Source organism: Qipengyuania pelagi (genome assembly GCF_009827295.1).
Classification (GTDB): domain Bacteria; phylum Pseudomonadota; class Alphaproteobacteria; order Sphingomonadales; family Sphingomonadaceae; genus Qipengyuania; species Qipengyuania pelagi.
On the sequence record NZ_WTYD01000001.1, the window covers coordinates 1919567 to 1933689 of the forward strand.

Sequence of the window (14123 nt, forward strand, 5' to 3'; positions counted from 1 at the left end):
CACCTTTACCGGCAAGGGTTTGCCGGAAGGCGGCAAATGTCGGCCACGGGGTAAATCGCCGGTTTTCAAGGCCGTTCTTCCGCTCGAGATTTTACGCGACGGGAGTTCGCCCGACATGCAACACTGGTTCGATCCGATCGCGATCGGCATCGTCTTTCTGGGTACGCTGGCAGCCACCGTGCTGCGCTGCGGCCTCGTCGATGCGCGCCTCGCGTTCGCGACCGTGCGCGGCCTCGTCCAGCCCGCCTTCGACCCCGTCCAGGCGAAGGCCGAAGTGGCCAAGCAGATCACCGAGATCGCGAGCGACGGTTTCCTGCGCGCCGAGCCGCGCCATTTCGGCGATCAGGAATTCGACCGGCTGGCGGACATCCTGATAAGCCAGCGTTCGGCGGCATCGCTTCATGACGAGCACAGCAAATACCGCAGCCGCCGCGCCGACATCGCGAGCCGCGCGGTCCGCTTTCTCGATTGCGCGGCCGAGCTTGCGCCGGTCATGGGTCTGGCTGGCACGCTGATCGCGCTGGGATCGTCGCGCGGTGGCGGCGCGGTCACGGGCGCGGTCGCCGGTGCTGCGGCGGGTGGCCTGGTCGAATCGATCGCGATGGCGGTGGTGACGACGCTGTACGGCCTGCTCGCGGCCAATTTCCTGTTCGCCCCGCTCTCCAACGCGGTCCAGCGCCGGGCGAGGGCCGAAGAGCGTGACCGCGATGCCGTGCTCGACTGGCTCGAGAAAGGTTTGCGCGGTATCGACGGCAAGGCCGCTCCGCATTCGGGCGAAAGCGACGCTTCTCCTGAAAAGACGCCCAAGGCGAAAGCCGCGTGATCGCGCGTCTGGGATCGGGCTGGCAGACGATCACCGCCGATCTGGCGCTGATCCTGTTCCTCGTCACTGCACAGGCGACCGTGTCCGAACCGGCCTTGTCGGGCGACCTGCCGCCCCCGCAGGAATCCGAGCCCGCGCCTACTCCCACTCCCACCCCTCATGCCGTCGAAGGCTCGGGGATGGCGGTGTTCCGTCCCGGCCCGGGGCTCGACCTCAAGAAGTGGCTGGCGGAGACGCGGACCGACGATCGCCAGAGCGTCACCGCGATCGTCCGCTTCCCCGCGGACGGGCGCGGCGCGGCGATGGGCCGGGCCGAACGCCTGATGGCCGCGCTGGAAGAGGCAGGGGCACGCCCGCGCCTCGTCATCGAACCCGCGCAGGAGGCCGAGACGCTGGTCGTGATCGGTTACGAAGGCGCGTCCTGACCGCTGATGCCAGCGCTGGCACGGCTCTTGCTAATACTCGCGCATATCCCTTTCACGCAAAGGATCCGCCATGCGCCTTCATTCTTTCCCGCTTCGGCACGCCCCCCTCGGGCTTGCCCTCCTCGCCGCCCCGGTCCTGGCCGCGGCCCCGATGGACCTCTCGATCATCGACCGCGCGGTCGCCGATTTCACCGGTGCGCCGCAGGGCCAGCCGGGCGGCGCCAAGCTGCCGGTCGACCGGCGCCTGCGACTCGACCCGTGCACCGGCCCGCTCGATCTGAGCTGGTTCGGCCGCGACCAGCGTTCGGTCCAGGTGACCTGTCCCCAAAACGGCTGGAAGATCTATGTCGCGGTCGACGGTGCGGCATCCACCCCTGCCCGCCGCAGCGCGCAGACGGGCGGTTTTTCCGGGGAAACCATCGTCAATCGCGGCGAAGGCGTGACCATCCTTGCACGCGGCAGCGGCTTCACGCTGACGCGCCAGGGCGAGGCGCTGGAAGCGGGTGCCATGGGCGAATGGATCAAGATCAGGCCCGTGGGCGAGAAGAAAGCGGTGCTGCGCGCCCAGGTGCTGCGCCCCGGTCAGGTCGGCATGGAATTGCCGTAGCGGCAAAAAAGATTGCCGGGCCGTTAAAATCGGTTTGGCGGTGCCGTTCTACTGATCGAACAGACAGCGGAGCGTTACCATGCGTATCGGATCAGTGGACCTTTCAGGAGCAATTGCGCGTGCCAACGCAGCCGTAACTCCTGCCGGCCGCGCCGCCTCCTCGCAGAAAGCGGCAAGCGACCCCCGATCGGCACAGGCCCCCATTTCGACTTCGGTCTCGACTGCCGGATCGTCCGCCCCGATCGACCAGGATCGGGTGAAAGAAATCCGCAAGGCGCTTGAAACCGACAAATACCCCCTCGTCCCAGCCCAGATCGCCGATGCGCTGATCGCGGCTGAACTTTACGGGAAGATCGCGCGATGAGCCGCACCAAGGAAGTTCTCACCACGCTGCGGCAAATGCTTGCCCTGCTCGAAGGCGAACGGCAGGCGCTTGCCGCCATGGATCTCGACCGGATTTCCAATTGCACTTCGGGCAAGATGCAGATCTGCGAGAAGCTGGAAGCGGTGGAGCGCGGCGATCTCGACGAGGAATGCCTCGGCCTGCTCGACGCGGTCAAGCGCCTCAACGAGATCAACCGCCGCCTGCGCAATCTCATCGCGACCAATGTGCAGAACCGCCTCAGCGCCCTGACCGGTTCGGGCCAGGCCTATGCCGCCGCCCCCCGCGCCGCCTACATGGCCGCACACGCCTGACCGCTTTCGCGTGCCGCTCTGATTGGCACGCCTCTTGCTGACACTGCCCGGTAAGCCAAACCGGGAGGCCGTGTGCCCACTGTCAGTCCAGTCCAGACCAGCAGCGTCCAGTCCGCGATCTCGCAGGCGGCGCAGCGTACGGGAGTCGATTTCGACTATCTCGTCGCACAGGCGCGACTGGAATCCGGGCTCGACCCGTCGGCCAAGGCGCGGACCTCCAGCGCGTCGGGCCTCTATCAGTTCATCGATTCCACCTGGCTCAACACGCTCGATCGGCATGGGGCGAAGCACGGCATGGCCTGGGCGGACGATGCGATCGGTCCCGGTGGCCGCGTCGCCGATCCCACCACGCGCTCGCATTTGCTCTCGCTGCGCTACGATGCGGACACCGCATCGCTGATGGCTGCGGAGCTGACGCGCGACAATGCCAATGGCCTGCGCGCCCATCTCGGGCGCGAACCGCAACCGCCCGAACTCTACCTCGCCCATTTCCTCGGCCTCGGCGGCGCGCAACGCTTCCTCGGCGCGCTCGACAGCAATCCGAACCAGTCCGCCGCCGCGCTGATGCCGCAGGCGGCCAGCGCCAATCGATCGATCTTCTATTCGGGCGGCGCCCCGCGCTCGGTCGGTGAGGTCATGCAGGTAATGCGCGACAAGGTTGCCGCCGCTTACGGGCAGGACGGGCTCCCGCAGACCTTCTCCGCCAGCAACCCGCAATTCGCAGGCTTCGTACCGCCCGCCCGCTATACCGCGCACAGCGCCGCCTTCGCCAATGGCGGCCAGGCGCCCGCACCGGCCCCATCCGGCCCCGCCCCGCGCCCGTCCATGGCGGAAACGCTGAAAGCGACCTTCGCGGGCAGCGATCCCATCTCCAACCGCGCGACACAGAAAGTCGCCGCGGCCTACGGTAAATTCAAGGCCTTCGGACTATGACATTGCGCAACGCCTTCAGCCCGGCGCTCGCGCTGCCGATCGGCATTCTCACCATCATCCTCCTGATGGTGATGCCGATCCCCGCGATCCTGCTCGACCTGTTCTTCGTGCTCAATATCGCGCTGTCGGTCTCGGTCCTGATGGCGGCGATGAACGCGCAGAAGCCGCTCGATTTCTCCAGCTTCCCCTCGGTGCTCCTGTTCGCGACGCTGCTCAGGCTCGCGCTCAACGTCGCCTCGACCCGCATCGTGCTCCTGAACGGACATGAAGGCGGCGCGGCGGCGGGCAAGGTGATCGAGGCGTTCGGTGAATTCCTCATCGGCGGCAATTTCGCCGTCGGCATCTTCGTCTTCCTCATCCTGATGATCATCAACCTGATGGTCGTGACGAAGGGCGCGGGCCGCGTGTCGGAAGTGTCCGCGCGCTTCACGCTCGATGCCCTGCCCGGCAAGCAGATGGCGATCGACAGCGATCTCGCCGCAGGGCTCATGACCGCCGAGGAGGCCAAGGCCCGCCGCCGCGAGGTCGCGACCGAGGCCGATTTCTACGGTTCGATGGACGGTGCCAGCAAGTTCGTGAAAGGCGATGCGGTCGCCGCGCTGCTGATCCTGCTGATCAACGTCATCGCCGGGCTAGTGCTGGGCATGACCAGCCACGGCCTGTCCGCTGGCGAGGCGGGCGCGCTCTACGTCACGCTGGCGGTGGGCGATGCGCTGGTCGCCTCGGTCCCGGCGCTGCTGCTCTCGATCGCCGCCGCCGTGATCGTGACCCGCGTCTCCGACACGCGCGACCTGACCGGCCAGATCGGCGGCCAGTTCGCCGATCCCAAGATCTGGCTGCCGGTCGCCTGCATCCTGTTCGCCATCGGCTGCATTCCGGCCATGCCGCAGATGATCTTCCTGCCCCTGTCGGGTGGCGCGTTCCTGCTGTGGCGCGGCCTCAAGAACCGCAAGGCGATCCAGGAAGCCTATGTCGAGCCGGTCGCCGCGCCCGATCCTTCGAAGATCACCATCGACGAAGTCACCGACCAGACGCTGGTGACGATCCAGCTCGGCTATGGCCTGATCCATCTCACCGACGAGAAGCACGGCGCCCCGCTGATCGCGCGGCTCACCGGCCTGCGCAAGCAGATGTGCCAGAATTTCGGCTTCGTCATCCCGCCCTTCCGGATCGAGGACAGTTTCGAGGTCGATCCCGAGGGCTATCGCATCACGCTCGGCGGGACGCCGATCGGCAGCGGGAAACTGCGCGCCAACCGCCTGCTCGCCATCGATACGGGCGAAGTCATGCACAGCCACGCCGTTCCGGGCGAAGCGACGGTCGATCCCAGCTTCGGCTGCCCGGCGCTCTGGATCGAGGCGGGATCGCGCGACCTCGCCGTGGCGGAAGGCTATCTGGTGGTCGACGCCGAAAGCGTCATCGCGACGCAGATCAGCCAGTTGCTCGCCGGTCGCGCCGCCGATCTCCTCGGCCCCGACCAGGTGCGCGACCTCGTCGATTTCCTGCGTGGCCGCCATGGCCAGCTGATCGAGACGGTCACGCCGCAGCCGCTGTCGCTGGCCGCGCTGACGCGGGTACTCAAATCGCTGCTGCTCGACGGAATTTCGCTGCGCCACGCGCTGCGCATTTTCTCCAGCCTCTCCCAGGCCGCGCAGCAGACCAACGAACACGAACGCCTGATCGACCTCATCCGCGCCGATCTCGGATCGATGCTGGTGGGCGATATCTGCCCGCCCGATGCCAAACTGCCCGTCATCACGCTCGCCGCCCAGCTCGAAGAGATGGTGGTCGGCGGAATGCAGGATCCGGCGAGCGGCGAGATCATCATCGAGCCCGACCTCGCCCGGTCGATCGGCGAGCGCATCGGCGCCATTCTGCAACAGCGCCATCCCGACGCCACGGCCCCGGCCCTGATCGTCCAGCCCCGCGCCCGCCGCGCGCTGGCCGGTCTGCTGAAGCTGCGCGCACCCGGAGTGGTGGTGCTTTCGATCAACGAACTTCCTTCCGCACAGCCGATCGAGGTGATCGCGGTGATCGGTGGCGAAAGCCCTGAAATCCCGACCTCCGATCCTGGCGTCCAGTCCACCGCCTACAGCCCCGAAATGGAGACACTCGCGGCATGAAGCACGACCATTCCTCCTTCACCGCGCAATCGACCGCGAAGCGAGCCTATGGCACTGACGCGACTGCGCGCATCGCCCAGTTCATGCCCATGGTCCGCAAGCTGGCGTGGTATTACGAAAGCAGCTGCGGCGGATCGCTCGATGTCGACGATCTGCAACAGGCGGGCCTGATCGCGCTGACCGAATGCGCCCAGCGCCACGACCGGCCCAATGATGACGGGTTCGCCGCCTATGCCAAGATGCGGGTGCGCGGCGCGATGATCGATCTCCTGCGCAGCCAGTCCAACCTGGCGCGCGGGGCAGCGGCGCTCGGCCGCCGGATCGAGCGCGCGGCGGACGAGTTGCGCGACCAGCTGAAACGCGATCCCTCGCCCAAGGAACTGGCGCGCGCGCTCGGCCTCTCGCTCGACGAACTGCACGAGGCGCGGATGCAACTCGCCACTTCGACCCATTCGATCGACGACATGTATTCCGACAGCGATGCCGCTTTCGGCAGCGAGGAACCGGATGCCGAGGCCGGTCTGTTGCAGATGGAGGACCGCGAGGCGCTGATCGCGGCCATCGCCGCCCTGCCCGAGCGCTTGCAACTCATCATCAAGCTGCATTTCGTCGAGGAGCTGAACCTCACCGAAATCGCTGCCATCCTCGATATCAGCGTGCCGCGCGTTCACCAGCTTAAATCCTCGGCGCTCGAGAAATTGCGCCTGAAGATCGCCGGGTCGGACGAAGACTGACCGCGCGTTCCGCCCTATCCGGGGGCGGCCCTACTCGGTTTTGGCCGATCCGATCATGCTCATCGCGTCGCCTTCCACGGCGATGCGGATCGCCTCATTGGTGCTCGCCACATCCAGCCGCGTCATCAGGTTGGCGCGATGCGCCTCCACCGTGCGCGGGCTGATCCCGAGATGGCGTGCGATCGCCTTGCTGGTTCCGTGGTCGAGCATACAGACGAGAATTTCATGCTCGCGCCGGCTCAGCCGTTCGAGTTGCGCGCGCGCCTCTGCGACGCGGCGGCGTTTTTCGATCCGAGCGGGCAATTCCGCCGCGATCTGGCGATATTCCGCCATCACGTCCTCGGCCGCCAACGGCAGCGCCAGATAGGACGCGACCCCCGCCTGCATGGCGCGCACGATCGTCACGCGATTCGGGGCTTCGGAATAGACAATCACCGGAAGGCAGGACGTGCGCTCGACATGGGTCATCAGCCTGTCGATCACATCATCCCGGTCGTGGGCCAGGATCAGCCCGTCGGCAGCCGTGTATTGCGCGAACTCTTCCAGCGATTCAAACGGTTCGGCGTGAGCGTCCTGCTCCGTCAAAACGCGACCGATCTGGGTACGGCGCGCCGCATCCGCATCGATGACGAAAATCTTGAGCATCTCTGCGTACCCCTACCGCGCGCCATCCAGCGTTCGCCGGCCAGTCATGAACGCATGGTTACCCGATAAGGCACGTCAAGAATACGTCCTTCGTAGATTTACGTAATTGCAAGTATTGGCCTGCCCTCATCCCCCTCTCGGGGCATCCCGCGCTCCTACAGCCTGGCGTCTACGCTGCGAACGCCACCGCGACGTCGCGAAAGTCCTGGCGCAGTTCCGCGATGCGCGAAAGGTCGATCTCCCGGATCGAATCCAGCAGCAGCAATTTGGCCCCGCCGTAAAACTGGAGGAGACTGTCCGCCATCGGCGCGGTGCGATCGACGCCCAGTTCGAGCGCGGTCAGCGCGGTGATCGCGCGGGTCAGGGAACGGCTGCGCGCCGCGCGATCGCCGCGCATCTCCGCGAATTCCAGCGCGCCGAGCGTCTGGATGAAATCCTCGATGCAGAACAGGACAAGGTTCTCGCGCGAGCTGCCCATGAGGCGCGCGTCGAAATCGGCTTCGCGATAGGCGTCGCGGGGCTTGGTGCGGGCCAGCATATCAGTCTTTCTGTGCGTTCCAGACGTCGATCTGCGATTGCAGGAACGACAGGGTGGATTGCGATGCGGCGACCTTGCTGTCGACCTTGGCGAAGCGCGCGACCATCGTGCTGCGCAGCGTCTCCATCTGCTCGGTGAGCTTTTCGAGATCGCGATCCACGGTCTTGGCCTGCGACTGGTAGCGCGCGATCGATCCGCCGAGCGAGCCGGGATCGGTCGATGTCGTGTTCGCGCGGGCGATCCGGTCGATGGTGGAAAAGACGCCGTTGATCCCGGTGGTGAACATGGCCGAGACGCCGGCGGCATCGCGTTCGATCACTTCGGTCAGGCGCTTGGTATCGAGCGTGAAGCTGCCGTCCCGACCGATCGACAGGCCCAATTCGGCGAGCGTGCGGGGCGATCCGGCAGGCGCATTGGGCATGATCTCGATCGTGCCGAGGCCCGAAAGCGTGCGGCTGAGCCCGCGAGCGCCGGTGTCGCGCGCAAGGTCGCCGCTCTTGGGATCGACCGCTTCGCGCAAAGAGCCCACGATTTCGTTCAGCGCGCCGGTGATGTCCTGCATCACGCTGATCAGCGCGGGCTTGGAATTGGAAAAGGTCACTGTCGCGGGCGCGCCCACATTGGTGGCGGTCAGTTCGAGCGAGAGGCCGGGGGCGGCGCTGGCGATCGTGTTGCTGGCACTGGTTCGCGCGATCCCGTCGAGCGTGTATTTCGCATCGGCCGAAGCCTGCACCAGCCGCGCGGGATCGGAACCGGGACGCCAGGCAAGAGAGGACAGGCCGGGTTCGGCAGAATCCTCGGCGACATCGATCACGAAGCCGTTCTTCTCGCCTTCCGCTCCCTTGATGACGAGCTGGGCGCCCGCATCGGTCTGGGCGACATAGGCCGAAAGCCCGGCGTTCTGGGAATTGATCGCGCCTGCAACCTCGGCAAGCGTCGCGCCGGGCGCGAAGGTGAGTTCGAGCGGCGTGCGCGCGGTATCTTCGGTGAAGCCCGCATTGGTGGTCGCGCCGAACCGGATCGTCATGGTCCCCGCCCCGACGCTCGCGGTCGAGCTGTCATAGGTCGGGGTGGTCATGGTCTGCGTCTTGGCGAGCTGCGTCACCTCGAGCGAATAGATGCCCTTGCCCTGGCTTCCGACGGGCGCGGACACCTTGGCGACGGCGGAATTGGTGATGCTCGGCGTGGGCGCCAGATCGCCCGTGCGGAGGCGATCGCCCAGCGCGCTGGCGAACTGGCTCAGCGAGCTGCGGATCGATCCCGCAAGCGAGATCTGGCGTTCGAGCGTTTCCGATTTCTGCGTCAGCCGCGCATTGCGCCCCGCGAACTGCGCCTCGGCCAATTGCGAGGCGAGCCCTGTCATGTCGATTCCGCTGCCTATGCCCAGCGAATTGGCGATATTGGATGCGGAGACATTCATGGCATCTATAACGGCGCTGCCGCCCCCTGATTAACCGCCGGAGCCACCGATACGCGCCCTTCGGTGTCGAAGCGCAGCGCCTCGGGCACGTCGATTTCGGGCCGGAGCGGGGTTTCGCCGCGCTTGAGGCTCATGACATAGGCGAGGACCGACGCGATCGCGCCGTAGAGATCCTCGCAGATCACCTGGCGTTCGCGCGTCGTGTAATAGACCGAGCGCGCCAGCTGCGGATATTCGAGCGTCGGCAGTTCCATCTCGCGCGCCAGTTCCTTCATCGCCATCGCCTTGTCGCCCCGCCCCTTGGCAAGGACGATCGGCGCGGACGCCTTCAGCGGGTCGTAGGTCAGCGCGACGGCGAAATGGGTCGGGTTGGTGATGACGAACTGGGCATCGCGCATCGCACCCGCGACGGACCCCGTGGCGATATCGCGCTGGCGCTGGCGGCGCGCGGCCTTCATTTCGGGCGAGCCTTCGCTCTCCTTGTTCTCGTCGCGCATTTCCTGATGCGTCATCTTCAGGCGGCCCTGCTGGCGCACCCACTGGATCGGCAGATCGACCAGCGCGATGATGACGAGCCCGCCCGACAGAGCGAAGATCAGCGATACGATCGCATCCCAGGCAGCGGTCAATTGGGCCGACAGATTGCCCCGCCCCAGCCCGATCAACGTCTCCATGCTGGAATACCACCACCACAGGGCGATCGCGCCGAGAAGGATGATCTTGAGCAGGCCCTTGCCCATCTCGATCGCACCCTGCGGTCCGAACATGCGCTTCAACCCGTTCAGCGGATTGATGCGATTGCCCTTGGCCTTGAGATTGTCGGTCACGAAGCGCCCCCGCCCGAAGGCGAGCTGCGAGATCAGCGTGACGATGATGACCGGCACCGCCAGCGTGAGGATGGCGGGCACGGTCAGCAACAGCCCTTCCATCAACAGCGTCCCGGGGCCGAAATCGCGCAGGTCGCGCACGTCGAACTGGAACGCTTCGCGCGCCAGACCCTGGAGATCGCCCAGGAGCCAGGGCCCCGCAAAGGCGAGCCAGGCACCGCCGAGCAGCATGACGACCGCCGTGCCCGCATCCTTGGAGCGGAGGACGTCGCCCTTCTTCGCGGCATCGGTCAGCCGCTTTTCAGTCGGTGCGAAAGTCTTTTCGCCTGCCGGTTGCTCGCTCATCGGTCCAGCACGCTTTCCGTCTCGTCGAGCCCATCGGCGACGAGACCGGTGAACTGGTCATAGATCAGCGGGGCGGAAATGATCAGCGCCGCGAGCCCGGCGAGGACGCCCGCGGGCAGGCCGAGCGCGAACAGGTTGAGCGAGGGGGCCGAGCGGCTGAGAATGCCGGTCAGCACCTGGACCAGCAGCAGGATCAGCGTGACGGGCAGCGCGATCCTCAGCGCGGTTTCGAACATGAAACTGGCGAAACCGGCAATGGCGGCAAAGCGGTCGGGGCCGAGCCAGGTCTGGCCGGGCGGAAAGGCGTTGTAGCTTTCGGTTACGAGAGCGATCCAATGGAGGTGCGCGCCCGTCGCGAGGAAGATGAGCGTCAGCACGATGATGAAATACTGGCCGAACGCGGTGGTCGTGCCGCCCGAGCCGGGATCGGTCGTCATCGCCATGCTCATCCCCATTCCCCCGCCGATCAGTTCGGCGGCCACGGTGGGCGCGGCAAAGGCGAGCTGGAGGACGAAGCCCAGAGCGAGGCCGACGATCACCTCGCCCGCGATCGCCAGCATTCCTTCGGCGCTGATGAGGGCTTCGGGGGTCTGCACGTTGGGCATCCAGATCGATACGAAGATGGCCAAGGCCCCCGTCATCGTGACGCGAACCGCGACGGGCACGGCGGAGGCACCGAAAAACGGCGCGGCTAGCAGAGCGGCACCCAGGCGCGTCATCAGGAAGACGACCCGCCACATGTCCTGCTCAAGCGCACCAAGTCCGAAATCGAGCCCGATCACGTGCCTGGTCTCAGCCGCCCATCCGCGCGATTTCGGCGAAGATGTCCTGCGTGAAATCGCCGACCAGCGCCATCATCGACGCGCCGAGGATCACCAGCACGAAAGCCACCGCACCCAGCTTCGGGACGAAGGTCAGGGTCTGTTCGTTGACCGAGGTCGCGGCCTGCACGAGGCCGATCACCAGACCGATGGCGAGGCTCGCCAGCAGGATCGGCGCGGCGACCAGCGCGGCGATCCACAACATGCGATCGGCCATCGAGAGGAGGAGGGCACTTTCATCCATTGTCAGATCATCCGAAACTTGAGGCGAGCGAACCCATCAGCAGCGCCCAGCCGTCGACGAGGACGAAGAGCAGGAGCTTGAAGGGCAGCGAAACGATCATCGGGCTCATCATCATCATGCCGAGGCTCATCAGCACGCTGGAAACGACCAGGTCGATTACGAGAAAGGGAAGGAACAGCATGAAGCCGATCTGGAAGGCGGTCTTCAATTCGCTGGTCACGAAGGCGGGCAGCAGGATCGAGAACGGCACGTCCTGGGGCGACGCGAACTGCCCGGCATCCGCGATATCGGCGAACATCTTGAGATCGTATTCGCGGGTCTGGCGGATCATGAAGCCGTGGAACTGGTCGCCCGCCCGCTCGATCGCGACCTCGGCACCGATCTGGCCCGCCGAATAGGGCGCGATCGCGTTCTGGTTCACGTTCTCCAGCGTCGGCGCCATGATGAAGAGCGACAGGAACAGGCTGATCCCGATCAGCACCTGGTTGGGCGGCGATTGCTGAAGGCCCAGGGCCTGACGCAGGATCGCGAGCACCACGATAATGCGCGTGAAGCTGGTCATCATCAGAAGAAGCGCGGGCAGGATCGTCAGCAAGCCCATCACCAGCAGCAGCTGGAGCGACAGGCTCAACGGTTCGCCACCGGCACCCGACAACTGGCCGAACGCGCGGTCGAGAGCGCCCGAGACGGCGGTATCGCCCCCGGTGACGGCCGCGGCGCCGACCTGCGCATTGACGAGCGCGGGGTAGCTCAGTGCGACGACAGCCGCGCCCGCCTTGAAAAGACGCGCGATCACTGGACGATTTCCTGCGAGGTCGGAGTTTCGTCCGGGTTTTCCGCGGGGCGGGCGGGCGCTTCGGCGAGGCGGGTGAGGCCGCCCTTGGAGGTCGAGACGAGGATTTCGCGACCGTGGAATTCGATCACCGCGAGGCGCAGCGTGGGCGACAGCATCGTCGTCTCCACGATCCGCACCGCCTTGGTGCCCGCCGCAGGTGCGCCGAACTGGCCCTGCATCTTCTTGGCAAGCTTCAACGTGCCCCAGATCATGAGGCCGATCAGCGGCAGCAGGACCAGAAGCTTGAGGATGTACCAGAACATCAGATGGCTTCTTCCACGTTCTGGATGGGGGTGGCGCTGATCGGCGGGGCGCGGCGTTCCGACGAGGCATCGCCCGAAGCGCCGACCAGTTCGAGCACGCGGATGGCGAAGCGATTGCCCTGCGCCACCACTTCGCCGCGGGCGATAAGCTTGCCGTTAACCATAATATCCAACGGGTCGTCGGTGAGCCGGTCGAGCTCGATCACGCTGGACTCGCCCAGGGCAAGCACGTCGCGCAAGCGCATGTTCTTGCGGCCCAGTTCCACCGTCAGGCGGACGTCGATATCCTGGATCAGGCTGAAGCCGTCGTTCAAAAAGGACATGTCAGAAATTCCCCGTAAAATTCGTCTGCGTGAGTTCCATGGCGACGCGATCGTCGAGCTCGCCGACGCTGCCATGGGCGATCGTGGTGTTGCCGATCAGGACCGGCACGTTGCGTTGAATGGCGACCGGGATCATCGACCCTTCGGTCAGCTGCGCGATGCGCGAGATCGCCATCGGCACGTCGACCAGCACCGCGCGCAGCGGCAGTTCGACATGGCCGATCGCCGACCCGTCGAGGCCGCGCGCGCCGATCGAGCGGCCGGTGGCGGGCGATACCGCGCGCGCGCCGACCAGATCTTTCAAGGTGGCCTGGCACAGGGCGAAGCGGATCGAAAAGCTGCTCGCCGCGCCCTTGGGCGTCGCGGTGAGGACCACTGTCCAGACCTTGTCGTTACCCGCAAAGGGCATGATCTCATGCGCGTGTTCGCCCGTCGAGCTGATGGCGAATTCGCGGCGGTCGCTGGCGCGCTGCAACAGCGAGGCGATCTTGGCTTCGAACTGGCGGGCGAAACAGGCCGCCGAAGAAGGTAGCGTGTGGCAATCCTCGTCCACCTCGCCCGTGCCGCCCAGGATACGTTCGAACTGGGCGACCAGCTCGCCGACGCTCGTCGAAACCAGCGCGCCGCGCTTGTCCTGGCCGAGCGAATAGAAGCCGTGGAGCCCGCCTGCGCCCAATTGGGCCAGCCAGTCCGCCGCGGGCGCGCAAGCGACCGAACCCATCGTCACCGTCAGCCCGCGATTGTCGCATAATTCGGCCAGCAGAGGCTGGGCCTGATCGGCGATCTGGCGGACGAAGCGCGTGAATTCGGCTTCGAGGTCGATCGGCGTCGCGGCGCGGCTCAACAGCTCGTCGCAATGACGGGCAGCGCGCGCGGCCTGGGCCGTATTGGGGAAGCTTTCAGAGATCATTGGACGATGAAGGAACGGAAATAGACGTTCTCGACGCCGCCGAAGCCTTCACGCTCCTCCAGCACCTCGTTCATCGCCTTGGTCAGACGCTTTTGCAGCTCTTCCTTGCCGTGCACCTCGATCAGGCTCATCTCGTCGGTGGCGGCCAGTTCGGCCAGCACGCGCGAGCGCAGCGCGGTTTCATGCTCCTGCAACCACATCAGCACGCGGCCGTCATAATTGGTGGAAGCGGCGATGCTGACCTGCACCAGCGCCGTGCCCCCGGCGAGGTTGGAGGTGAACTCGTCGGTGAAATTGTAATAGGCGGTGCGATATTTGCTGCCGCCCTTGCCGGGGACGAATTCGACCTTGTCCTTCTCGCCTTCGGCAGCGCCGAAGGGATAGGGATCTTCCTCGCCCTTGAGGACGAGCTTGGGCGTGTCGTCTTCCTCTACATGGGCGGCATTGCCCAGCATCCCCATGGCGAAGGCGCCATAGGTGCCGCCGCCGCCCACGCCCAAGAGGACGATCGCGATCAGCGCCTTCTTCATGAAACCGCCCTTCTTCTTGGGCTCTGCGGTATCGGTCTTGGCGTCGGACATGATTTATCCCTGTTCTTCGGAATCGTGTTG

19 protein-coding genes are annotated in these 14123 nt (G+C 65.8%); 8 read left to right on the plus strand and 11 right to left on the minus strand.

The features are described 5' to 3' along the window. Positions 1 to 115 precede the first annotated feature (115 nt). From GRI47_RS09425 to GRI47_RS09460, 8 genes are all read left to right on the plus strand, one after another. Positions 116 to 823, plus strand: coding sequence for a MotA/TolQ/ExbB proton channel family protein (locus GRI47_RS09425; RefSeq protein ID WP_160660988.1), 708 nt, complete (start codon positions 116 to 118; stop codon positions 821 to 823). Further along, a complete protein-coding gene (locus GRI47_RS09430; protein WP_160660989.1) occupies positions 820 to 1248 on the plus strand; it encodes a hypothetical protein in 429 nt (142 codons plus the stop codon). The genes GRI47_RS09425 and GRI47_RS09430 overlap by 4 nt, the downstream gene beginning before the upstream one ends. Positions 1249 to 1318: 70 nt before the next feature. Next, positions 1319 to 1855, plus strand: coding sequence for a flagella basal body P-ring formation protein FlgA (locus GRI47_RS09435; protein WP_160660990.1), 537 nt, complete (start codon positions 1319 to 1321; stop codon positions 1853 to 1855). A 79-nt stretch (positions 1856 to 1934) separates the two neighbouring features. Continuing rightward, positions 1935 to 2219, plus strand: a complete 285-nt coding sequence (locus GRI47_RS09440) for a flagellar biosynthesis anti-sigma factor FlgM (protein ID WP_160660991.1) — start codon at positions 1935 to 1937, stop codon at positions 2217 to 2219. After that, positions 2216 to 2551 carry a hypothetical protein gene (locus GRI47_RS09445; RefSeq protein WP_160660992.1) on the plus strand — a complete coding sequence of 112 codons (336 nt, stop codon included), beginning with the start codon at positions 2216 to 2218 and terminating at the stop codon, positions 2549 to 2551. Before GRI47_RS09440 ends, GRI47_RS09445 begins: the two co-directional genes overlap by 4 nt. A 72-nt stretch (positions 2552 to 2623) precedes the next feature. After that, positions 2624 to 3484, plus strand: a complete 861-nt coding sequence (locus tag GRI47_RS09450; protein ID WP_160660993.1) for a transglycosylase SLT domain-containing protein — start codon at positions 2624 to 2626, stop codon at positions 3482 to 3484. Next, complete coding sequence (locus GRI47_RS09455; RefSeq protein ID WP_160660994.1) at positions 3481 to 5607, plus strand: flagellar biosynthesis protein FlhA; 2127 nt, start codon at positions 3481 to 3483, stop codon at positions 5605 to 5607. Before GRI47_RS09450 ends, GRI47_RS09455 begins: the two co-directional genes overlap by 4 nt. Continuing rightward, entirely contained in the window at positions 5604 to 6341 is a 738-nt protein-coding gene (locus GRI47_RS09460) for a sigma-70 family RNA polymerase sigma factor (RefSeq protein ID WP_160660995.1), read from the plus strand. The genes GRI47_RS09455 and GRI47_RS09460 overlap by 4 nt, the downstream gene beginning before the upstream one ends. 30 nt (positions 6342 to 6371) lie before the next feature. Here GRI47_RS09460 and GRI47_RS09465 read toward each other — a convergent pair whose 3' ends face one another. The 11 genes from GRI47_RS09465 to GRI47_RS09515 form a co-directional block, all read right to left on the minus strand. Then, positions 6372 to 6986 (minus strand): response regulator transcription factor, encoded by a 615-nt coding sequence (locus GRI47_RS09465; RefSeq protein ID WP_160660996.1) that lies wholly within the window; start codon positions 6984 to 6986, stop codon positions 6372 to 6374. Between the two features lie 169 nt (positions 6987 to 7155). Continuing rightward, positions 7156 to 7524 (minus strand): flagellar protein FliS, encoded by a 369-nt coding sequence (locus tag GRI47_RS09470; protein ID WP_160660997.1) that lies wholly within the window; start codon positions 7522 to 7524, stop codon positions 7156 to 7158. 1 nt (position 7525) lies between these two features. Next, entirely contained in the window at positions 7526 to 8887 is a 1362-nt protein-coding gene (gene fliD / locus GRI47_RS09475) for a flagellar filament capping protein FliD (protein ID WP_237452662.1), read from the minus strand. Positions 8888 to 8949: 62 nt separating this feature from the next. Continuing rightward, positions 8950 to 10116 carry an EscU/YscU/HrcU family type III secretion system export apparatus switch protein gene (locus tag GRI47_RS09480; RefSeq protein ID WP_160660999.1) on the minus strand — a complete coding sequence of 389 codons (1167 nt, stop codon included), beginning with the start codon at positions 10114 to 10116 and terminating at the stop codon, positions 8950 to 8952. Further along, positions 10113 to 10898: a flagellar biosynthetic protein FliR gene (gene fliR / locus GRI47_RS09485; RefSeq protein ID WP_160661000.1), complete on the minus strand. Its 786-nt coding sequence runs from the start codon at positions 10896 to 10898 to the stop codon at positions 10113 to 10115. The genes GRI47_RS09480 and fliR overlap by 4 nt, the downstream gene beginning before the upstream one ends. Before the next feature lie 10 nt (positions 10899 to 10908). After that, positions 10909 to 11181 (minus strand): flagellar biosynthetic protein FliQ, encoded by a 273-nt coding sequence (locus tag GRI47_RS09490; RefSeq protein WP_067682916.1) that lies wholly within the window; start codon positions 11179 to 11181, stop codon positions 10909 to 10911. Between the two features lie 7 nt (positions 11182 to 11188). Continuing rightward, positions 11189 to 11977, minus strand: coding sequence for a flagellar type III secretion system pore protein FliP (gene fliP, locus GRI47_RS09495; RefSeq protein ID WP_160661001.1), 789 nt, complete (start codon positions 11975 to 11977; stop codon positions 11189 to 11191). After that, entirely contained in the window at positions 11974 to 12279 is a 306-nt protein-coding gene (locus GRI47_RS09500; RefSeq protein WP_160661002.1) for a flagellar biosynthetic protein FliO, read from the minus strand. The genes fliP and GRI47_RS09500 overlap by 4 nt, the downstream gene beginning before the upstream one ends. Next, entirely contained in the window at positions 12279 to 12602 is a 324-nt protein-coding gene (gene fliN, locus GRI47_RS09505; protein WP_160661003.1) for a flagellar motor switch protein FliN, read from the minus strand. The genes GRI47_RS09500 and fliN overlap by 1 nt, the downstream gene beginning before the upstream one ends. Before the next feature lies 1 nt (position 12603). Next, positions 12604 to 13512, minus strand: coding sequence for a FliM/FliN family flagellar motor C-terminal domain-containing protein (locus GRI47_RS09510; RefSeq protein ID WP_160661004.1), 909 nt, complete (start codon positions 13510 to 13512; stop codon positions 12604 to 12606). Continuing rightward, positions 13509 to 14093 carry a flagellar basal body-associated FliL family protein gene (locus tag GRI47_RS09515; RefSeq protein ID WP_160661005.1) on the minus strand — a complete coding sequence of 195 codons (585 nt, stop codon included), beginning with the start codon at positions 14091 to 14093 and terminating at the stop codon, positions 13509 to 13511. Before GRI47_RS09515 ends, GRI47_RS09510 begins: the two co-directional genes overlap by 4 nt. Positions 14094 to 14123 lie beyond the last annotated feature (30 nt).